This is a genomic window from Brevibacillus sp. NRS-1366, from assembly GCF_050467985.1.
This window is the reverse complement of record NZ_JBITPN010000022.1, coordinates 116868-139084: the sequence shown is the minus strand read 5'-3', so window position 1 is coordinate 139084 and position 22217 is coordinate 116868. Positions and strand designations below refer to the sequence as shown.

Sequence of the window (22217 nt, the reverse complement as noted above, 5' to 3'; positions counted from 1 at the left end):
CATGGATACTTTAAAAATTGGACCTTATGAGTTTCGGTCGCGCTTGCTGCTCGGGACCGGTAAATTTTCTGATTTGGAAACACAAGGAAAAGCAGTAGAGGTCTCAGAAGCGGAAATTCTCACCTTTGCCATTCGCAGGCTCAATTTGGAAAATCCGCAAGAGCCTAACTTTTTGGAACAGCTCGATCTGAAAAAATTTACCTTGCTGCCCAATACAGCAGGCGCTTATACCGCAGAAGAAGCGGTGCGCATCGCTCGCCTGGCAAAAGCATCTGGATTGTGTGACATGATCAAGGTCGAAGTGATCGGCGATCCGAAAACATTGTTGCCTGACCCGATCGGCACATTGGAAGCTTCGAAGATCCTCGTGGAAGAGGGCTTTATTGTACTGACTTACACCAATGATGATCCTATTTTAGCGAGACGTCTTCAGGAAGTAGGGGTCCACGCTGTTATGCCAGGCGCCTCTCCAATTGGTTCTGGACAAGGAATTGTGAATGAAAACAACCTGCGCTTCATCATGGAAGAAGCCAAAGTCCCAATCATCGTCGATGCGGGCATCGGTGCCCCTGCTGATTGTGCCAAAGCAATGGAACTGGGCGCTGACGGGGTCTTGCTGAATACAGCAGTCGCTCTCGCAGAAAATCCTGTACTGATGGCCGAAGCGATGAAGCTAGGAGTTGAAGCCGGACGCAAAGGCTTCCTCGCCGGCAGAATTGCTAAAAAACGTTATGCATCAGCAAGCAGTCCTACCGAAGGGATGATTGAGTAACGTGGACCGTCTGCAAGAAGCGATTGACTCCATTGACAACCGGAAAGAAGAGATGTTCGCGTTATTGCAAGAGCTGATCGCTTACCCAACCGTAAGTCCGCCAGCACGTAATAGTAACGGCGCACAAACGTTTCTGGCAAATGAATTGCAGGCCATGGGCTTTCAGTTAGACCGCTGGGAAGTTTACCCTGGGGACGACAATGTAGTAGGCCGTCTTCCGGGCACCGCATCAAACGCGGCCAACAGCCTTATCATCAATGGGCATATGGACGTGGCTGAGGTAGGCGATGACAGTGGTTGGACCTACCCGCCTTTTGCTTTGACGAAAGGCGCAAACGGTCGACTCTACGGTCGTGGTGTATCGGATATGAAAGGTGCCCTCGCAGCGTCTCTATTCGCGATTAAAATGCTTCGGGAACACGGGATCGAGCTGAAAGGCGACTTGCTCTTCCAATCCGTCATCGGAGAGGAAGCGGGGGAGGCAGGCACGCTGGTTGCGATAGAACGCGGCTACACGGCCGATTATGCAGTGGTTGTGGATTCCAGCGATTTGCACATGCAGGGACAGGGCGGGGTCATTACCGGATGGATTACGATTGAGAGCCCGACTACGCTGCATGACGGCATGCGGTCCAAAACGATTCATGCGGGTGGAGGGGTACGTGGTGCCTCTGCGATCGAAAAAATGATGAAAATCATCGCTTCCCTGCAGGATTTAGAGCGCGACTGGGCAGTGATGAAGTCGTACCCCGGCTTCTCTGCTGGAAGCAATACAATCAATCCTGCAGTGATTGAAGGCGGTCGCCACGCGGCATTCATCGCGGATCGTTGCGCATTGTGGATTACGGTTCACTTCTACCCGAACGAAACCTACGAAGAGATTATTCGAGAAGTCGAAGACCATATCCATCGAGCTGCCGCCGCTGACCTGTGGCTGCGAGATAATCCGCCCACATTTCGCTGGGGTGGCCGCTCGATGATCGAAGAACGGGGAGAAATCTTCCCGTCACTCGAATTGGACCTGGAGCATCCCGGGCTCGCGATGCTGCGATCCGCTTATGAAGAGCAGCTCATGCAAGAGCCGATGGTAGATATGTCTCCGAGTGTGACCGACGTGGGCTGGTTTGCCCATGCGGGAATACCCGCTGTTCTATTTGGGCCGGGAGAGCTGAAACATGCTCACACCGTCGATGAATCCATCCATCCCGAACAGCTCGTCCAATTTGCCCAGATCATGGCGCGCTTTATCGCCGAATGGTGCAATACGGCAAAAAATGCGAAGGAGAGACGATGATCATGGCAACATTTACCGACCGTTTGTTAAATAGCGTAGCTCCGCTTTGGGAGCGTATTCATCAGCATCCGTTCGTTACAGGAATGGGTGATGGCAACTTGCCCGTTGATTCGTTCAAGTTTTACATGAAGCAAGATTATATTTATTTAATCGATTACGCCAAAATGTTCGCGATCGCCAGCGCCAAAGCGTACGATTTGACCACCAGCGCCAAGTTTGCCGGATTGCAGGAATCAACGCTCACTAGCGAAATGGCCCTGCATCGTCAATACGCAGAGCGATTCGGAATTTCCCGCGCAGAGCTAGAAGCGACAGAGCCTTCCTTTGCCATGCTCGCCTATACGAGCTATATGCTGCGAGTGGCTCACCAGGGGTCGCTGGCTGAAGTGGTCAGCGCGATCTTGCCTTGCACGTGGAGCTATTGGGAAATCGGCAAGCGGCTCGCCAAAGTGGAGGGTGCTCTCGAACATGAGCTGTACGGCGAATGGGTGCGCACCTATAGTTCGGATGAATTCGGTCAGCTTGCGATATGGCTGATTGATGTGATGAACCAGTTGGCTGATGGAAAAAACGAGCAAGAGCTAGCGAGACTCGAAGAGCATTTCCTGTACACGTCCAAAATGGAGTATTTGTTCTGGGAGATGGCATACAGAAAGGAAATGTGGCCGTGCGAAATCAACTAGCCTTCGCCGGTGTCCGGTTTGCCTATGGCGATCAGCCGATTCTCGACAACTTTGATTTGAACGTGGCAAAAGGGGAGTTCGTCAGTCTTATCGGACCTAGCGGGATTGGTAAAAGCACGCTGTTTCAACTGGTAGCAGGGCTTTTGCAGCCCGAGCAGGGAGAGATTCTGCTAGGCGGCGAACCTATGGCAGATCGACTGGGGCAGGTCGGCTATATGCCCCAGCGCGATTTGCTGATGCCATGGCGAACGATTGTCGAAAACGCAGCGCTGCCTCTCGAGATCCAGGGTCTTTCCAAAAAAGCTGCTCAGGCGAAAGTGAGAGCAGAGCTGCCACGGTATGGCTTGGAGGAATGGGCAGATGCTTACCCTTCGCAGCTATCTGGCGGCATGCGCCAGCGTGTCTCCTTCTTGCGAGCATTGCTTTCCGGTTCCGACATGATGCTCTTGGATGAACCATTCAGCTCACTAGATGGGATTACGAGAATGGATATGCAGGAATGGCTGATGGCCAAATGGCAGGAGACGAATAGCACGATGCTGATGATAACGCACGATATAGATGAGGCCATTTTGCTGGCGGATCGCGTCATCGTCTTGACTGGGAAACCGATTACCAAACCGATAGAATTGCGGGTATCGATCAATCGTCCGCGCACCCTTATCAGTCGCAATCAGCCTGGATTTTTAGCCTTGCGTGAAGAAATTTGGGACCTTTTGCGCAAACAGCGCAGCAAGCAGCCGCTGGGGAGGGAGGCTTGATGGGCAATTGGCAGAGAGGTGTATGGTTTGGAATTTCGATCGCGCTGTTCTTGATCGCGTGGGAAGCTGCTTGCCGGTTGCTGGCGATCCCGCCGTTCATTCTGCCTCCACCAAGTGCAGTAGCTATTTCGCTGTGGGAGCTGCGTGAGTCGCTTCTGGGTCTGCATTTGTGGGCGACGTTGAAAGAAGTTTTGATGGGACTTTCTATTTCTATTTTATTTGGGATTTCGCTCGCCTTTGCGATGAACATGAGTCGCGTAGTCGAACGATTGGTCTATCCATATATCGTCATTTCCCAAACAATCCCAATTATAGCATTATCACCCTTATTCATTTTGTGGTTTGGCTATGATTTGTCAGGGAAAATTGCCGTCACCATTTTGTTTACCTTTTTCCCGATCGTGGTAAATACGTATGATGGGCTGCGCTCCACAGACAAAGAGACATTGAATTTGCTGAAAACGATGGGCGCGACAAGAGCGCAAATCTTTACGAAGCTGCAGCTGCCATCAAGTCTGCCGCACTTTTTCAGCGGATTGAAGGTAGCAGCTACATATAGTGTAGCGGGAGCAACCATCGGGGAGTGGCTAGGTGCCAGTGAAGGTCTGGGGTATTTCGGGCGGCGCGCATCAGGTAATTTCCAAGCCCCCGCGCTCTTTGCATCCGTTCTGCTTTTGTCGGTACTCGGGATGCTGCTCTTTTGGGTGGTAGGAAGAATCGAGCGGTATTTTACTCCACATGGGAAAGGGAAAAAAAGCATCAAGGTGAAAAACTAGGAGGAACACCAATGAAACAGATTCATAAATGGACCAAGACACTCATCGCTTTGGCACTTGCTACAGGTCTAGCCGCGTGTGGGAATCAATCGGGCAGCACTACTCAACCGGCACCGGAAACGAAGGGAGGAGAACCTACGGAGCTGACGATTGCGCTGGACTGGTACCCGAATGCGGTACATTCCTTCCTCTATGCAGCGGAAGATCAAGGGTTTTTTAAAGCGGAAAACCTTAAAGTGAATCTGCAGATGCCTTCAGATAGCAACGATCCATTGAAAATGGCAGCCGCTGGTAAAGTAGATCTGGCAATCAGCTACCAGCCGCAGGTCGTTCAAGCACGTTCAGAAGGAATTCCCGTCGTCTCTGTTGGAGCACTCGTTCGCCACCCGCTTAATGTCATCATGACTCGTCAGGAAAGCGGGATAGATACTCCTCAAAAGCTGGCAGGAAAGAACATAGGCTACCCATCCATTCCGCTTGATGAATCCATTGTTCGCACAGTGGTGAAGCACGCAGGTGGAGACGATTCAGCTCTAGCCTTCACGGACATTGGTTTTGACATCGTGCCAGCGTTGACTGGTAAGAAAGTAGATGCCGTAGTAGGTGGATACATCAACCACGAGCAGCTGATTCTCGAAAAAAATGGTGTGGCCGTTCATGCTTTCAAACCGTTTGAATTTGGCGTTCCAGACTACTATGAGCTGGTTCTGACCTCGAGTGATGACACGCTGGGCAAAAAGCAGGCAGCGATTGAAGCGTTCATGCGTGCCATTGCTAAAGGACAAGAATATGTGAAGAACAATAAGGAAAAAGCTCTTGATCTGCTGCTGGCAAAACAGTCAGGAGAGTTCCCGTTGGAAAAAGACATCGAGACAAAAAGCCTGGATATCCTGATCCCGCTTATGGATGCGGCTGACAAGCCATTTGGCTACCAGACGGCTGAATCGTGGCAGACCCTGATTGACTGGATGAAAAAGGAAAAGCTGATTTCGAGCGATGTAAAAGCCGAGCAGGTTATGCGCGATCTTGTAAAGTAAATTGGACCAGGCGTATTCTTTTGGAGAAGTTTTTTAAGAAGATTCTTCCTTTATTCACAACCTTCGTTTCCCTTTCGCAGTCGTTCCCTTTATAATAAGAGGTGAATGCTTGTACGAGGAGTAGTTTCTATGAGCGAGAATCCGAACAACAAAAACAACAACAAACTGGTTATTCTTGGTTTTGTTGGTGTCATCGTTGCTTGTGCCGTTTCCATGGTGATTTTCATGTATGCAATGTCCAAATGAATACACATAGCTGTGTACGCAAAAAAGCCGCTCAGAGCAACCTGACGCGGCTTTTTTGCTGGAAGAAAACCGGAGTTCCTATGGACGGACACTCTGTATCTTTTGTTCCAGCTCTGATAATGACAGTTGGTTTAATTCCGGAAAACCGACACCCTCAAGTGCTATTGTTCGCCCTTGATACAGGGGATAAACGCCTTGCCACAGGCCCGTAATACTGTAGTAGGAGGTGCCTTTCACAGGTTGGAGAAACAGCACGTAATTCCCTTCACCGAGAGGACCCGGATATTTGTAATTGAGCGGGCTTGAGGCGTCGGGCATAGGTTCTACACCGGTGCTTACCACATTTAGGAGCCGTGGAGGAGATCCCTTCAGTACTTTTTTTACTTGCAGGGTTTGGGTGTAGTTTACTAGTTTTGCCTCGTCAATGGTATGCCTGGTTAGATAAGAGTGCTGGGCCGAGTCTGCCCACGCGACTACGATCAATTCGCTTCGTTTCACCAGTTCCTGCCAGTTGGTGGTTGTTGTAGCATCTATCTCAAGATCGCCTATAGCTGGTGCAGCAGATACTGGAAATAAAACGGTACCGGTCAGAAGGAAAAGGATGAGTACTACTCGGTAAAACATGGATGCTTCCCCTCTCTTTTGGATAGACATGAAAATTAGTATGGACAGAGGAAAGATTATTAATCAGATTTTGCATTTGGTATTATGGTAATATTTCGAAAATATAAATTACATGCTATCATGGGGGCGTGCTGCTTATTTTTCTTCAAATGAAAACAATAGGACAAGGAGGTCTTTATGAATCACCTAAATGTCAGACGTATCTGTACATGGCTTCTCATGCTTGCGCTCATCCTCCACATGACAGTCGTGCCTGCCTTTGCCGAAAGCAAGACACTAGCAGCAAATCCGCTATCCGCGAGTATTGAGAAATACCTCTCCGATTTAAAAAAGGACGAAAATAGCATGGGCATGTACGCAGGTATCGCCGTGTATGATCTGACCGAAAAAGCCTATTTGTATCAGCACAACTCTGGCCGCAATTATATACCAGCGTCCAACATGAAGCTGTTTACGACGATTGCAGGCTTGGACAAATTGGGTCCTGATTATCAATGGAAGACAGAAGTATATGTGGATGGAAAAGTATCCGTAGCAGGTGTACTCCAGGGAGATCTGGTCTTGAAAGGTTACGGTGATCCAAGTCTGACCCCAGCTGATTTACAAGCGCTAGCAGCTGCATTGAAGGAAAAGGGAATCAAACAAGTCAACGGAAATCTATTGCTCGATGAAAGCTACTTCGACGATACGCGTCTAGGGGTAAGCTGGATGTGGGACGATGAACCGTACGGGTATAGCGCTCAAGTAAGTGCGCTAGCGGTACATAAAAACTTTATCACGATGACCATGACTCCCGCAAAATCCGTGAATACTCCTTCGATTATAGTGATGGAGCCAGCGACTACATATGTGAAGCTTAATAACCAACTGAAAACCGTTGATGGCGACAAACGCGACATAACGGTGGAGCGTCCACGCGGTAAGAACGAAATCATCATAACCGGAACGATCGGCAACAAAGCCAAACCATACCAGGAGGATGTGTCGGTGGAAGACCCGGCTCTTTTTGTAGGGGAGGTATGGAAGCAGCAGTTGGCTGCCCAAGGGATAAAAATCAACCCGAAAGCAGAGCTGAAAAAGACGGTAGTAACAAGCGGGGTTCCGATGCACACGCATCTTTCCAAACCGCTAAGCGAGGTTCTGGTCGAGCTGAACAAGGAAAGCGATAACTTTTACGCCGAAATGCTTTTGAAAACGTTAGGAGTGACGCAAAAAGGGGAGGGGAGCTTTGAACGAGGAAGTGCAGTAGTGGCGGAGGTGATGCAGCGTGCCGGAATCCAGACAGCATTTACGCAAGTGGATGGGTCGGGTCTATCCAGGTTCGATCTGATCACCGCCGAGCAAATGGTCACTCTCCTGACATTCCTCCAGGAGCAGGAATACCGGGATGCCCTTGAGAGATCGCTGCCTATAGCGGGTGTAGACGGTACCTTACAGAGCCGCTTAATCGGGACGTCAGCAGAGAAAAATGTAATTGCCAAGACTGGTTCCATGGGTGGAGTAAACAGCATGTCGGGCTATGTGACTGCGAAGAACGGAAACAAGCTCGCCTTTTCGATTTTGATCAATGGCATCTATAAGTCGAAATACGCAAGAGATCTGCAAGACTACGTCGCTGTGCTTTTGTCTACGTATCCAGACATAAAAGCACCGGAGGGATATGTAGCGGAACCTGAGAAGGCCTACAAGCTCTCTGCGCTCATCGATCCGATTCTGGATCAACCACGGGCGGCAGGAGTAACTGCAGGTGTCTTGGTCAAATCCTTGGAATCGTCAGGGGAAAATGCAGTCTGGTATGAACGGGACGCCGATTCTCTGCTCACACCTGCATCCAATCTCAAACTGTTGACTACCGCTGCTGCACTCAGTCAATTAGGTCCAGAATATACGTTTAAATCCGAATTGTACGGGGATACCCCTGTGGCGACCAACGGTGTTCAACAAGGCAATTTGTATGTAAAAGGGTTTGGAGACCCTACTCTGCATACAGAGGATGCCTTGAAGGTGCAGGATGGGGTGTCGATTGAACAGATTGCGAAATGGGTCAAAGAAACAGGGATTAAGCGAATCAATGGTCATCTGATCTTGGATGAAACCTATTTCGATCAGCAGCGCTTAGGTTTAGGCTGGGCTTGGGATGACGAGAGTTACTATTACAATCCGACACTCGGTGCACTTGCCTTGAACAGAGGGACTGTGATGGTCGAATATGAGCCAGCGGGGAAAGTGAACGAGCCCGTTCAAATAAATCTGTTGCCGAAGACCTCTTATGTCAAGGTGATCAATGAAGCCATTACGGTCGAAGAAGGCCAGGAAAATACATTTGCCATCCTGCGAGATCGTGGTACAAATACCATTCGTGTGACCGGAAATTTGCCAGTTAACCATTCCAGTGATTATGAACGGGTACCGGTCGAGGAGCCCGCCAAGTATGTTGGAACAGTGCTCAAGGAAGCATTACACAAACAGGGCGTCAGCTTTAGCGGAAACAGTACAATTTTGGTTCAGCCGACCCCTGCGACTGCTGTAAAGTGGAACGAATTTCATTCCCTGCCTCTCCGGGAAATCGTCACCTACTTAAACAAAAAAAGCGATAACTTTTACGCGGAAATGCTGCTGAAAACAGTAGGAGCGGTGAAGAAAGGGGAAGGAAGCGCAACAGCGGGAGCACAAGCAGTAATGGAAACAGTGGCTGCACTGGGCGGAACCACTAATTTCGATATGATTGACGGTTCTGGCCTGACTCGCTACAATCTCATCTCCGCCCGGCACATTCTCTTTGTTTTGGAAGGGATGACCAAGCACGCGACATTCAGCGTATTTGATGAGTCCCTGCCGATAGCAGGAGTTGATGGAACCATAAAGAATCGTTTGAAGGATACGGCTGCGGCTGGCAACCTCCACGCAAAGACAGGATCAATGACTGGGGTCAATAGTTTATCAGGTTATATCACAACCAAAAGTGGAGAAAAGCTGGTTGTCTCTATTATCCTCAATGGATACGCTGAAGATGATGATCTCTTCACTGAAATTCAGGATCAGATTGTTACGATTCTCGCGTCATTTGAATAAAGGTTTTTCATTTGAAAAGGAATGCTCCGATAAGGGGTGTTCCTTTTTTAGGTCAATGACTGTGTCGGTGCTATGGACGCGAACATATCTATATTCAGATCAGGACGGAGACGGCAGGCATGTATGATAAAAAGGGAGGGGACAAAGAAGGTGAATCCAACACGATTTTGCCCGAAAAAGTTGGAGGAAATCGCTGCGGAAGTGTTTACGCGAACAGGAATCTCCCACGCACAAGCCAAGGTCGTTGCCCAATCTCTTGTGCACGCCGATCTGAGGGGGATTGAATCGCATGGATTGTCTCGTATGCCGATTTATGTCAAAAGAATTGAAGCGGGTTTAATTGAGCGGCAAGAGGAGCCACAGCTTGTCATGGAGGAAGGGGCAACCGCGCTCATTGATGGCAAAAATCAATTAGGAGCCGTGGTCGGCCTGACGGCATTAGAACAGGCGATGAAGCTTTCTCGCCAAACAGGTATCGGCTTTGTGGGAGTTCGTCACTCCAACCATTTTGGAACGTGCTCGTTTTACGCAGAACGTGCCATTTCAGAAGGACTTATTTTACTCGTGCTCACAAATGCTCCAGAAGCGATGGCCCCGTCAGGAGGAATCCGCCCTTTCTTGGGAACCAATCCGATTGCAGTAGGAATTCCGGCTGGGAATGAACCATCCTTTTTACTGGATATGGCTACTAGTGTAACTGCCCGTGGCAAAATTGTGCTGGCGGCCAAAAAGGGGGAAGCCATTCCTGAAGATTGGGCGATTGATAAAAATGGCAATCCTACAACAAAACCGGAACAAGCGCTATCAGGTTCGCTTCTCCCGATTGGAGGAGCCAAAGGATACGGTCTGGCGATGTTTATTGATTTGTTGTGTGGTCTTTTGACAGGTGCTGCCTTTGGACCTGGCGTTAAAAGCCTGTATGATAATTGGGAACATCCGCAAAACGTAGGACATATTTTTTTAGTCATTGATATTCAGCATTTTTTACCATTGCCCGTTTTCCAGAAAAACATGGACGAGTACATCCGTCAGGTAAAGAGCGGTCCCAAAAAGGAAGGGACATCCGAGATTTTGATTCCAGGCGAGATCGAGAGCAGAAAAAGGAGTGAACGTTTGGCTGCTGGCATCCCATTTTCAGCAAATGTCGTAGAGGAATTGACACAGTTATGCTCCATCTATCGCCTTGATTTTAACGAGGCACGTATTACGTGACCTTGCGTCTATTGCTCAGTATGGTTTCACGGACATCCTTTTCCACATAGACTGGTGTCAGTGGTTTGGAAAGGAGTGAAATGCAGTGCAGCGACATATGTGTAAAGGTAAAATTCATCGGGCGACGGTAACACAGGCTGAATTGGATTATGTGGGGAGTATTACAATTGATGCTCTTCTCATGGAAGCGGCAGATATCAAGCCATATGAGATCGTTCAAATTACGAGCTTGCGGAATGCGACGCGATGGAAGACATATGCTTTGCCGGCACCAGAAGGAACCGGGAAAATTTGCCTAAATGGGCCACCTGCGCATCTCTTTTCTCCAGGAGATTTCGTGATTATCCTCAGCATGGGCATGTACGAAGAAAGTGAAGCAGAAAAACTGGTACCCAAAGTCGTTTTTGTCGATGAGAAAAACCAAATAACAAAAATAGAGGAGCATCATCTCATTACGAATGGGGAGACAACGACATTAAAGCGCCAAACATAGGGAAATGGGGCAAACATCAGCATTTAATAAAAGATGAGTTCCTGCTGGATCATCTGCCAAGAACCCAACTGTTTACACCAGAAGGTTTGTGGGAGTATGCAGAGACATATAAGCGCGTGATGCTGAAGCCCTCAGGGGGAGGCGGCGGAGCCGGAATCATCCAGGTTTCGAGTAAAGGTGATGACCATTACCTGGTACACACAGGTAAGGAGAAGCGTGTCGTGGAGGGAAAAGAAAGGACGGTTCTTTACGTAAAGTCCCTTTTCCGTCCAAAGCCTTACTTGCTCCAACCGTGGATTCCCTTGGGCAGAATAGACGGGAAGCCATTTGACGTAAGAGTGATGGTCCAGCGGAAGAACAAACGATCGCCTTGGACGATTACTGGGTGGGTAGCGAAGAGAGCCGGACGCGGATTTGTCGTTACCAACGTAGCGAGGAGTAGAGGGAAAGTATTACCGATTCGTACGGCGATCCGCCGCTCTAATATCACCCCAACGCCGTATTTACTCCAGGAAATGCGCCAAGTATCGTTAGCCGCTGCAAATTGTTTGGGAAAAGCGTATCCGACACTTCGAGAGATTGGTCTGGACGTAGGGATCGACATCCATGGTAAACCTTGGATCATCGAGGCCAACTTTTGGCCAGCACTGTCGCTCTTCCGCCAGTTGCAGGACCAGACCTTTTATCGGCGGATAAAGTCAATGAGGACACGGTGAGGGAGAATCCGCTGGAAGTTAACGAGAAGGGAGCCGCCTGAATGGGAAGCGTCCCTTCTTTTATTTTCAATCAACTTACAATTTCGACTAAAGGTGAACCACTAGCTATTGATGAAAAAAGTTGATAGAATGCCTCTCATTATGATGGGAGGATGTATGCTTCTTGAGAACAGCGCTGTCAATAAAAGAAATCATCTTTGTGAGTTTCATGCTTTTCTCCATGTTCTTTGGTGCTGGCAACTTGATTTTTCCCCCTTTTTTAGGGCAATCAGCAGGTGAGCAAGTGTGGTTGTCTTTAATCGGATTTATTTTATCTGCCGTTGGGCTGCCCATTCTCGGGGTGGTAGCCATCGCAAAAGCAGGGAGTTTTCAAGTGTTGGCTAGCAGGGTTCATCCTATTTTTGCTATTATTTTTCCGTTTTTGATTTACGTTTCTATTGGACCTGCTCTAGCTATTCCACGTGCGGGCAGTCTCGCCTTTGAAATGGGAATGGCTCCCTTTTTGCCGGAACAGTGGGTCGCGTCACGATCTAGTCTTTTGTTGTACACCTTTCTTTTTTTCGCTGTGGTTTGGTGGTTCAGCTTATCTCCCTCCAAATTAGTGGATCGATTCGGAAAAATGCTAACGCCAATTTTGTTAGCCTTACTCGTATTGATTTATGTAAAAAGCTGGATAACTCCGTTGGGGACTTACTCTGCGCCTACTGGTAACTATGCCGTTCATCCAGCCATTCAAGGGTTTCTGGATGGGTATTTAACGATGGATGCATTGGCAGCTCTTGTATTTGGCATTGTGGTTGCCAACGCTCTTCGAAGCAAGGGGATTGAGACAAAGAAAAGCTTGTCCACCTACATGGTGATTGCCGGAGTTGGCGCAGGAGCGTTGTTGACTATCATTTATGTGATTCTGGGGGTCCTTGGTTCATCAAACAGTACTACAGAAAAAGCAGAAAATGGAGCGCAGATCTTGACGATGATCATGAGCAAGCTTTTTGGCGAGAGTGGTACCCTCATCTTGGGGATCGTCTTTACGGTTGCTTGCTTATGTGTTTCTATCGGTCTGGTTACTTCGTGCAGTCAGTATTTCCATCAACTTTTCGGCAGACTGTCCTATACCTGGTGGGTTACGATACTATGCGTCTTGAGTATGGGAGTCGCCAACATGGGATTAACGCAAATACTAGGTGTATCTGTACCGATTCTAGGGATGATCTATCCAATGGCTATTGTTCTTATTCTCTTGGCACTCGTAGAAAGGATAATTCCTTCCCATTCACTGGCCTACGTAACAACAATAGTTGTCGTCGCTTTGTTTGGAATCGTTGATCTGGTTAATATAACGCTCCTCGCTCACCATTGGGACAAGTGGATGCTTGAATTCCCTTTTTATAAAGAGGGAGCTGGATGGGTGATGCCTGCTTTACTGGCAGGATGTGCAGGCGTGGTACTTGATTTCAGAAATCGTGTTCATTCGATACGCTAAGGGGAAAAGGGACTTTCTTGAAAGAGAAGCTCCCTTTTCTGTTACTTTTTCGGGGGACAACCGTCCTTACAGTGTACTGAAAATGACCGTTAGAGAGGAAGAGGCCCAGTGAGAGCTGTTCCAGTGTCAGACGCAGAGCGAATCCATCAGCTGGATGCGATCCGAGGCTTTGCTTTGTTTGGGATTTTTCTAGTCAACATGCCCACTTTTTTGCATCCCATGCTGTTTCTCCCCGTAGATGGGCTGCCCTATAATCATTCGATTTTGGATGAATGGATACGGATCCTCTTTCATATGTTTGTGCAGACCAAGTTTTATACGATCTTTTCGTTTTTGTTTGGAGCCGGATTTCATCTTTTCATGAGCCGTGCAGAGAAAAAGAACTTGCCCGTGAAACCCATGTATCTGCGCAGAATAACCGTCTTGTTTTTGATGGGAATGGTCCATCTCATTTTTCTCTGGTACGGGGACATCCTGCACACATATGCACTGTCGGGAATCATGCTCTTGTTATTTTATAAACGAGAAGAACAAACAATTCGCAAATGGGCATGGTCGTTGCTACTCGTTTTGCAACTGTTGTACGGCCTTGTTCTCTTCATACCTTCCGATCCGTCTACGATAGACAGTAGTTCACAAGCTATCGCAAGCAAAGCGGTAGAGGTCTATACACAAGGCAGCTGGATGGAATGGCTTCAGTTTCGAATTGCCTATGAACTCCCTATCGTGGGAGCCAATGAATTTTTAGCTGTTTTTTCGGTATTCCCCCTCTTTTTATTCGGATTTTCAGCTGCCAAGCGAGGTGTATTTGTCTCTGGGGACACTAACCGTCCGGCCATTAAACGAGTTTGGTGGAGCACTCTTCTCTTGAGCCTAGTCTTTGTTACCATGATCCCTCTCGTACAAACCGGCCTTGTACAATTCCCGGCACCAAAAGATGTGGCCATGCTTGTATTCGTAGGGTGGAGTGGTTTGACATTGTGTGCTTTTTATATTTGCTCGTTTTTACTGCTGTACAACAACCAACGTTGGCGCAATTGGCTACAGCATTTGGAACCAGTAGGCAGAATGGCATTGACTAATTATTTAGCGCAAACCGTCATCACGGTTGTCATCGTTTGGGTGCTTGGACTGTATGGTGCCCTGCATCTGTCGTCGGGGCTTTTCTTATGTTTATTGATATTCCCGCTGCAAATAGTTGCGAGCAGATGGTGGTTGACGCGTTATCAATTTGGTCCAGTGGAATGGTTTTGGCGCTGTATGACGTATGCGAGATATATCCCAATGAAAAGAAAGGAAGGTAATTATGAGATTTGATACGATTTTGACGATTATGGTCGTTCTTATTCTGACGTCCTGTTATTGCTTTTTATGGAAATGGATACGGTCGAAAACGTCTAGTTGAACTGGGCGTTTTTTTATACTGGTTGGGGGGAAAGATTGATTTCAGAACCCGCCGAAATTACAGGATAAAAGTGGTATCAAATGGGCAAAATTTCCCTATCTTAAGTCCATAGGTAAAGAGCGGAGGGATAGATAGATGAATCGGAATGCGCGCAAATGGTGGAGGATGAACAAAAATAAGCTGAACCAGCAGACACCTCAATCAAGCACGCAACTGTACAAGGAGCTTGAAAAAAACGAGGCAGCCTTGCGCGACCTGTACTCCAATTGTTCCGATGTTGTTTATCGTTCCTTTTTCATCGGGGGCTCGATTAAAGCGCTCGTGATTTACATTGATGGACTCTCTAACAATGAAGAGCTTGACAGAAGTGTCTTGTCGTCTCTGATGCACGGAAAGACCTCAAAAGAAACGAATGCCCGCAAATTGTTGGAAAAGACGATCTCTGTTTCAAAATGGCGAGAATTACAAACGCTGGAAGCGTGTTTGGAGTCTATTGCGAACGGTTGCCCAGTGCTTCTGATTGATCAGCAAGAGACTGCCGTCTCGGTTGGATTGGAGAAATGGGAGAAGCGTGCGATTGAAGAGCCGGTTGCAGAAGGCGTCGTTCGAGGTCCGCGAGAGGGATTTACCGAGTCCATTAATGTAAATACGGCCATGCTGCGGCGTCTTATCAAAAGTCCAGCGTTGAAAATGGAGCTTATGCAAATTGGGGGGTACACAAAGACAAAAGTCGTGCTTGCCTATATTGATGGGATCGTCGACCCGACCCTGGTTACAGAGGTGAAGGCACGTTTAAGCCGAATCGACATTGATGGGATCCTGGAAAGTGGATATATCGAAGAATTGATTGAAGATCATCCAGCGTCTCCTTTCCCGCAAATTCTAAGTACCGAACGACCGGACGTCGCCTGCGGGAATTTGTTAGAGGGCCGTATCGTGATATTGGTGGATGGTACTCCTTTTATCTTGGTCGCCCCGACAACCTTGTTAGCACTGCTTCAATCCAGTGAAGATTATTACCAACGCTCTTTCGCCAGTACGGCTATCCGTTTACTACGTTATTTATTTACCGCCATGTCCTTTTTGTTGCCCTCCCTTTATGTAGCATTAATCACATTTCACCACGAGATGGTACCTACCTCCTTATTAATCAGTATGGCTTCTTCCCGTGAAGCGGTACCTTTTCCTGCATTGGTGGAAGCGCTGATGATGGAGGTTACTTTTGAAGCATTGCGTGAGGCCGGTGTTCGACTTCCCAAACAAGTGGGGGCTGCTGTCAGTATCGTAGGGGCTTTGGTAATTGGACAGGCGGCAGTTCAGGCTGGCTTGGTTTCTGCACCGATGGTTATCGTTGTGGCGATTACCGGGATTGCATCCTTCATGATTCCCCATTACATAGCGGGTATTGCGATTAGACTTTTGCGCTTTCCCATGATGTTTCTAGCGGGAACATTAGGTCTATTGGGGATCATGCTAGGGATCATTGCAACAGTGGTTCATTTATGCACCATTCGTTCGGTCGGTGTTCCTTATCTGGCTCCATTCGGACCTCTGAAAAGTAAAGAATTTAAAGATACGCTCGTCCGTTCACCATGGTGGATGTTAAATACCCGTCCTCGCCTGACTGGAGAATCGAACCTATACAGGCAGTCACCGGGGTTAAAGCCCGACCCATCCAAAGGAGGAGATACAACATGAAGTGGGGGCTTTTCTTAGGAATGAGCGCATTAGTTGGGTTGATCATTCTGTTGGAATGGCCCAAATTAAAGCCTCTTCCCCAGAAAGATAAAGTGAGCTTTTTCACGCTATTGTTTATTGGATGGTTCCTTTCCATGTTCGATCTTCCCAATCTTCCAGGGCCCACCTCCGTGCTAGAAACGATGTTTAAGCCGCTTTCGAAAATGTTGGAGTAACGATGACAAAAAGGGTGGGAAGATGCTACGACAAGAGAAAATATCCGCTGGCCAACTGGGTTTGATGATGTTTTTTGCCGTTGCGGCTTCAGCTGTAACGAACGTCCCTGGAATTACGGGAAAATATGCGCAAAATGACCTTTGGCTCTCACCGATTTGGGCATCCATCATCGGCTATTTGACGGTTTATATCGCGTTCTCCTTAAACAAACTTTATCCAAATCAATCGGTCATCCAATATAGTCAAACCATACTGGGGTGGTTCCCTGGTAAACTCGTTGGTTTACTCTTGATTTTATTCTATCTGCATCTTACTGGTCTGGTTGTAAGAGGCTATGCCGAATTTGTGGTCGGCAATTTTCTTACACGAACGCCGATCAGCGTGGTGATGATCAGCATGGTTATGGTCAATGCAATGGCTGTCAAAGGAGGTGTCGAAGTCATTGGGCGAACATCCCAGCTGTTTTTTCTCATATTCTTGTTGCCTGTTACATTAATGCCATTGTTGTTTCAAGATATGAAGCTTCAGTACCTGTTCCCGATGTTTGAGCATGGGCTGACACCGTCATTATTGGGATCACTCGTCCCGCAGGCCTGGTTCAGTGAGTTTTTTTTAATGGCGTTTTTTCTTCCCTTTGTATCCAATCGGGAAAAAAGTTTGCGTTCAGGAATGGTTAGTGTATTCGGTATCATGATTCTGCTTACGACTATAAACTTCTTTATTCTCTTTGTTCTTGGGAGACAGGCAAGTGACTTCCTATATCCAGTGATGATTGCTTTTCGCTACATCAGTGTTGCAGATTTTTTTCAAAATCTGGATTCCGTGGTAATGGGAATATGGATAATCGGGATGTTCCAAAAAATAAGTGTTTTTTATTACGCGAGTGTAATCGGTACCAGCCAATGGCTTGGCTTGAAAGACTATCGACCGCTCGTACTGCCATTTGGAATTTTGATCATGGTTATGGGTTTTTGGTCTGTTCCTAATCAGCTTAAGGCTAGCGGTTTTGATGTTCTCGCGTTTCCTTATTACGGACCGCTTGTCCAAACTCTTTTTCCGCTTTCGCTTTTGACTTTTGCCATTTGGCAAAAAAGAGGGAGGCAGAAGAAAGCTTGGACTACCACATCGACAAATGGAACTGACTCCTAATCAAGGAAGGATAGAGATACATGGTGGAGACAGGAAAAATATCATCCTTGCAAATGGGAATGGCCGTCTATCCTGTACTGATGTCGACTGCGATGCTTTTTGGTCCGAGTATCATGGCAAAGCAAGCGAGTAACGACCTGTGGCTCTCGCCGATTTGGGCATCGCTGATCGGATTTCTTTCGGTATACATTGTGCACCGATTACATGAGCGATTTCCCCAAAAAACCATCATAGAACAGAGTGAACTCATACTCGGAAAAACAATCGGCAAATTGATTGGTTTCTTCTACTTTTGGTTCCTGTTGCAAATAAATGGATATATTGTTCGTGAATATGCCGATTTTATTGCTATTTTTTTGGTTAACACTCCACTCAGCGTAATTTCCGCCGTCCTCGTCCTTGTTTGCGCATTGGCGGTAGGCGGGGGGATAGAGGTTGTAGTAAGATCCGCACAGTTTTTTTTTCCATTTTTCCTGATCCCTTTGTTACTCATGATTGTGCTTGTCTTCCCTGACATGGAGCCCCAAAATATCTTTCCTATTTTAGGAAATGGTGTGTGGCCTTCGTTGAAAGGATCGATTACCCCTCAAGGGTGGTTCAGTGAAGTTTTTCTTATTTCCTACTTGCTGCCATTTCTTGTTGACAAAAATAAGGGAAGAAGAGCCGGTATGATAACGGTTGGTCTAGTAATGATCACGATGATAGTAGTGAATCTCGTCATTTATTTTTTGATGGGTGATGCGACAAGTCGAATCCTTTTTCCCGTCATGGACACAGCAAGGTACGTCAGTATCGCCGATTTCTTTGAAAACCTGGAGTCGGGGGTAATGGCCATATGGGTCATCGGGGCATTTGTCAAAGTTTCTTTGTTCTATTACGCCACCGTTCTTGGAGCTGCTCAATCGCTTAATCTCTCCAGTTATCGCCCTTTAGTTATTCCTGTTGGATTTCTAACCGTCCTATTCAGCTTCTGGGGATTACCTACCTTTGCTGCAGTAGGTGACTTGTCCCTTTTTGTTATTCCCATGTCACTCGTGGTGTTTTTTTGTCTGGTCCCCGCTGTGTTGTTGCTTATTTCGACTAAGAAAAAAAGCAGCTCAGCGTCTAAAGGAGTGCGATCTGGATGAGGGCCGGGTATGTCGTTCTTGTCTTTTGCGGCTTGGTGTTAGGTGGTTGCTGGGATCGGACGGAAATCAATGATTTGGCCATTATTACGGCTGCAGCCATAGACAAAGAGGAAGACGATGAAAAGCATGAAATCAGATTGAGCATTCAAGTGTTTAATCCAAGGCAGCTTAGTAGTGGCCAAGGGGGGACGGTGGGTGGTGGAGGTGAATTGACTGCCGTTTATTCAGGGACAGGAGTAAATATATCTGATGCCATGTCAAAAGTACAAGCCAAGCTACCCCGTATAATTTTTTGGGGGCATTGCAAAGTATTTCTGTTTGGGGAAGCAGCCGCGAGAGGAGGAATGGCTGAGCATATTGATTTTCTAATCCGACATCCTGGACCGCGAAATCGGGCGTATCTGTATGTAACCAAAGGCCAGGCAAAAGAAGGGCTTGCCATTAAAACGGTACTGGAGCGATCCTCCGCTGAAGGGTTGAGAGAATTAGCTAGCATGCATATTGGAATGGCCGTCACACTTGTTGATTTTCGTAACATGCTCAAAAGTGAATCTGAAGTCATTACCGTTCCCATGATTCAAGAGGGAGGGAAATTGCAATCACCTACTGCCATACAAACCACACCCATATTAATCGGTTCAGCTTTATTTAAGAAGGACAAAATGATTGCTCATGTTTCCCCAAAGGTTACGAGAGGGATCATGTGGCTGCGTGATGAGGTCACTCATGCTGCAATTACGGTACGGCCACCCCATGTAAAAGGGGATGTCTCTGTCATTCCAAGTCGATCAAAAGTCACATTGATACCCGTGATTCGGAACGGAAAGTGGACAATAACGGTCAAGGTTGATACGGAAGGGGACGTTGTTGAAAATGGTACATTGCTAAACCTGATGAACCCGGATTTCATCGCTATTGTGCAAAAAGCGGTTCGCGATGACATACAAGCACGCATCAAATTCTCCCTTCATACGATTCAGAAAGAATTAAAGGTGGATGTTGCCAATTTTGCGGGAGCTTTTCATCGGAAATATCCAAAGGAGTGGGAGCGAGCGAAGAATCGCTGGGAAAAAATGTACCCGAATATCGAGGTCAAAACCCAAATCAATGTAAAGATTCGCCGCCCTGGATTGATCTCAGCGCCTGCAGGGATTCCGCAAGATGAGGTCATCAATAAGTGATCTTATCTATATGCTATTGCAGACGAAAAAGGAAGGGAGTCGGAATGAAGAGGGGTGAAATAACGTGGATGGCAAGTGGATTTCCTTTGTAATAGGTTCCTTCGTGGGCTCGGTAGTGGCAGGAGTGTGCCTAAGCCTGTTTGTTTTCCTGTTTTTTCGACCGCTCAGTCAGGCGATGTTAGGTCGTTTCATGAAGCGGTTGATGTCGGATCGTTACCCGGAGAACATATTTGAAATGGTATCCGCCATGACAAAGGTCAGTCCACGGATTGTACTGGAGAATAGTCTTCGAGCTACTTTCGGTGAGGCTATAGAACGTCCATTTGGCAGTCCACGGAAATTTCTTAACTTTGATGGCCTGATCTTTTCACCTGCACAATTGGCGGTAATGCCTGCTCATGAGGATGAGGAGGTAGACATGAGCATTACGATTGGACCAATGGCAAAAAAGCCGTTAAAGCTAGATATACCGATAATGGCAGGGGCTATGGGTTTTGGAATCGGCGTTAGTGAAAGGGTGAAAACCGCGATTGCGAAAGGGACGGCGGCAGTAGGGACGTTAACAAATACCGGAGAGGGTCCGCTTCTGCCGGAAGAAAGACAATTTGCCAAGTATCTGGTGATTCAATATAACTCCGGTACGTGGTCGAAAGAACCGGAAACATTAAAGCAGGCGGATGCTATTGAAATTCATTTTGGGCAAGGCGCGACTGCAGCTGCAGCAAGCTTTATCCCGGCCGAGTATATTAAAGGGAAAGCTAGCAAACTAATGGGGGTAGAAGGCCAAGAGATGGTCGTCATTCCTTCCAGACAGCCAGAGGTCAACAACCAAGAAGACTTATTGAAGCTCGTGGAAAAGCTAAGGACCATCACCGATGGCGTGCCGATTGGCGTGAAAATATGTGCGAGTGCCATTTTAGAGGCAGACTTGGAAATCGCCATTCAGGCAGGTGTAGACTTTATCAGCATCGACGGAGGACAAGCAGGGACCAAAGGAGGTCCGCCTATTCTCGAAGATGATTTTGGGTTGCCTACCATTTACGCGTTGACCCGTGCTGTTCGCTATTTAAAGGAACGGGGAGTGAAAGAAAAGATCACGCTTTTATCGGGGGGTGGGTATAACACACCAGGAGAGTGTTTGAAAGCAATCGCTTTAGGAGCAGACGGAATTTTTATGGGGACAGCGATATTGTGGGCTATGACGCATGATCAGGTGACCAAGGCGATTCCTTGGGAGCCACCAACGATGTTGACGAATTATCCAGGAACATTGAAAGAAAAATTTAATACGGATGAAGCTGCCCACTATTTGACTAACTTTTTTCTTTCTTTTGTAGACGAAATAGAAATTGCTATTCTAGCGATGGGAAAGACCTCATTACAACAGGTTTCTGCAAAAGACCTTGCTGCTTTGGATGAAACGACCAGTAATGTGACAGGAGTACCGCTCGCGTATCAGTCACCCTCTGGAAACGTAGGAGGGGGATAAAGAAGAGGGGGAAAGGGAGTGACTCATATCAGCGAAGTGATCATCCGGATAAAACAGCCATTCCAAAAACCTGGGTGGATTATGACCCAGACCTGGGAGCATTTGCTGTTTATCCACTGGGCGGTTTCCCCAGAAGCACTGCGAGGCTTGATTCCGAATGAGCTTGAGATAGATACATACGATGGTAAGGCTTGGATCGGTATCCTTCCCTTTCTATTGAGTGGAGTGCGTATCCGGCGAATGCCCACTGTTCCCTATACTTCCGCTTTTCCCGAAATCAATGTGAGAACGTATGTAAAAACGAAACAAAAGTCTGGGATATACTTCCTTTCTCTGGATGCTTCCAATCCGTTAATAACGTCGATTGCGAAACGATGGTACCGCTTGCCGTATTTTCTTGCGGACATGCAGTTTGCCACTACCATGAACAGGATTGAGTTTGAGTCACGTCGACTACGGGGCAACGGACAATCAGTCGTTTTCTCAGGCAGCTATGAACCGATAGGACTGCCAATCCATGTAAAGAAAGGTACACTTGAACATTGGTTGACGGAGCGCTATACCCTTTTTTGTCAATGTGGTAGATCAAATCAAATTTTTTATGCGGATGTCTATCATGAACCGTGGGTTTTGCAACAAACAAAAGCACAAATCAGGGAAAATACGATGACACAGAGGTTGTCGATCCCGCTCGGCGAGCAGCCAGACTTATCTTTCTATGCGCGTGGCGTGCAAAGCTATGTATGGCCGATTACAATACTGGGGTAAGGTGGAGGCAGGGAT

20 protein-coding genes are annotated in these 22217 nt (G+C 47.4%); 19 read left to right on the top strand and 1 reads right to left on the bottom strand.

Annotated elements, in window-relative coordinates; genetic code table 11:
- The first annotated feature begins 1 nt into the window (after position 1).
- The 6 genes from ACIFQN_RS17260 to ACIFQN_RS17235 are packed head-to-tail and all read left to right on the top strand — an operon-like array spanning position 2 to position 5323.
- Positions 2-772, top strand: coding sequence for a thiazole synthase (locus ACIFQN_RS17260; RefSeq protein WP_429834265.1), 771 nt, complete (start codon positions 2-4; stop codon positions 770-772).
- A complete protein-coding gene (locus tag ACIFQN_RS17255; RefSeq protein WP_429834264.1) occupies positions 765-2066 on the top strand; it encodes an acetylornithine deacetylase in 1302 nt (433 codons plus the stop codon). Before ACIFQN_RS17260 ends, ACIFQN_RS17255 begins: the two co-directional genes overlap by 8 nt.
- 2 nt (positions 2067-2068) lie before the next feature.
- The gene (tenA, locus tag ACIFQN_RS17250; RefSeq protein ID WP_429834263.1) at positions 2069-2749 is read left to right on the top strand and encodes a thiaminase II; all 681 of its coding nucleotides are present in this window, start codon (positions 2069-2071) and stop codon (positions 2747-2749) included.
- A complete protein-coding gene (locus ACIFQN_RS17245) occupies positions 2734-3510 on the top strand; it encodes an ABC transporter ATP-binding protein (protein WP_429834262.1) in 777 nt (258 codons plus the stop codon). Before tenA ends, ACIFQN_RS17245 begins: the two co-directional genes overlap by 16 nt.
- The gene (locus ACIFQN_RS17240; RefSeq protein ID WP_429834261.1) at positions 3510-4286 is read left to right on the top strand and encodes an ABC transporter permease; all 777 of its coding nucleotides are present in this window, start codon (positions 3510-3512) and stop codon (positions 4284-4286) included. Before ACIFQN_RS17245 ends, ACIFQN_RS17240 begins: the two co-directional genes overlap by 1 nt.
- Positions 4287-4297: 11 nt before the next feature.
- Entirely contained in the window at positions 4298-5323 is a 1026-nt protein-coding gene (locus tag ACIFQN_RS17235) for an ABC transporter substrate-binding protein (protein WP_429834260.1), read from the top strand.
- A 324-nt stretch (positions 5324-5647) separates the two neighbouring features.
- Here ACIFQN_RS17235 and ACIFQN_RS17230 read toward each other — a convergent pair whose 3' ends face one another.
- A complete protein-coding gene (locus ACIFQN_RS17230; RefSeq protein WP_429834259.1) occupies positions 5648-6193 on the bottom strand; it encodes a hypothetical protein in 546 nt (181 codons plus the stop codon).
- 177 nt (positions 6194-6370) lie between these two features.
- Here ACIFQN_RS17230 and dacB point away from each other — a divergent pair, with 177 nt between their 5' ends.
- The 13 genes from dacB (at position 6371) to ACIFQN_RS17165 (ending at position 22202) form a co-directional block, all read left to right on the top strand.
- Positions 6371-9265: a D-alanyl-D-alanine carboxypeptidase/D-alanyl-D-alanine endopeptidase gene (gene dacB / locus ACIFQN_RS17225; RefSeq protein ID WP_429834258.1), complete on the top strand. Its 2895-nt coding sequence runs from the start codon at positions 6371-6373 to the stop codon at positions 9263-9265.
- A 150-nt stretch (positions 9266-9415) separates the two neighbouring features.
- A complete protein-coding gene (locus ACIFQN_RS17220) occupies positions 9416-10477 on the top strand; it encodes an Ldh family oxidoreductase (protein ID WP_429834257.1) in 1062 nt (353 codons plus the stop codon).
- An 85-nt stretch (positions 10478-10562) separates the two neighbouring features.
- A complete protein-coding gene (gene panD, locus ACIFQN_RS17215; protein ID WP_429834256.1) occupies positions 10563-10970 on the top strand; it encodes an aspartate 1-decarboxylase in 408 nt (135 codons plus the stop codon).
- Entirely contained in the window at positions 10952-11686 is a 735-nt protein-coding gene (locus tag ACIFQN_RS17210) for a YheC/YheD family protein (protein ID WP_429834905.1), read from the top strand. The genes panD and ACIFQN_RS17210 overlap by 19 nt, the downstream gene beginning before the upstream one ends.
- A gap of 163 nt (positions 11687-11849) precedes the next feature.
- Positions 11850-13169 (top strand): branched-chain amino acid transport system II carrier protein, encoded by a 1320-nt coding sequence (gene brnQ / locus ACIFQN_RS17205; RefSeq protein WP_429834255.1) that lies wholly within the window; start codon positions 11850-11852, stop codon positions 13167-13169.
- Between the two features lie 108 nt (positions 13170-13277).
- Positions 13278-14486, top strand: coding sequence for a DUF418 domain-containing protein (locus ACIFQN_RS17200; protein WP_429834254.1), 1209 nt, complete (start codon positions 13278-13280; stop codon positions 14484-14486).
- 223 nt (positions 14487-14709) lie between these two features.
- On the top strand, positions 14710-16272 hold the full coding sequence (locus ACIFQN_RS17195) for a spore germination protein (protein WP_429834253.1): 1563 nt from the start codon (positions 14710-14712) through the stop codon (positions 16270-16272).
- Entirely contained in the window at positions 16269-16487 is a 219-nt protein-coding gene (locus tag ACIFQN_RS17190) for a hypothetical protein (RefSeq protein ID WP_429834252.1), read from the top strand. Before ACIFQN_RS17195 ends, ACIFQN_RS17190 begins: the two co-directional genes overlap by 4 nt.
- A 22-nt stretch (positions 16488-16509) precedes the next feature.
- On the top strand, positions 16510-17637 hold the full coding sequence (locus tag ACIFQN_RS17185) for a GerAB/ArcD/ProY family transporter (protein ID WP_429834251.1): 1128 nt from the start codon (positions 16510-16512) through the stop codon (positions 17635-17637).
- A 20-nt stretch (positions 17638-17657) separates the two neighbouring features.
- A complete protein-coding gene (locus tag ACIFQN_RS17180; RefSeq protein ID WP_429834250.1) occupies positions 17658-18764 on the top strand; it encodes a GerAB/ArcD/ProY family transporter in 1107 nt (368 codons plus the stop codon).
- Positions 18761-19945, top strand: a complete 1185-nt coding sequence (locus ACIFQN_RS17175; RefSeq protein WP_429834249.1) for a Ger(x)C family spore germination protein — start codon at positions 18761-18763, stop codon at positions 19943-19945. Before ACIFQN_RS17180 ends, ACIFQN_RS17175 begins: the two co-directional genes overlap by 4 nt.
- A 64-nt stretch (positions 19946-20009) precedes the next feature.
- Positions 20010-21434, top strand: coding sequence for an FMN-binding glutamate synthase family protein (locus tag ACIFQN_RS17170; protein ID WP_429834248.1), 1425 nt, complete (start codon positions 20010-20012; stop codon positions 21432-21434).
- An 18-nt stretch (positions 21435-21452) separates the two neighbouring features.
- On the top strand, positions 21453-22202 hold the full coding sequence (locus ACIFQN_RS17165) for a YqjF family protein (protein WP_429834247.1): 750 nt from the start codon (positions 21453-21455) through the stop codon (positions 22200-22202).
- Positions 22203-22217: the final 15 nt, after the last annotated feature.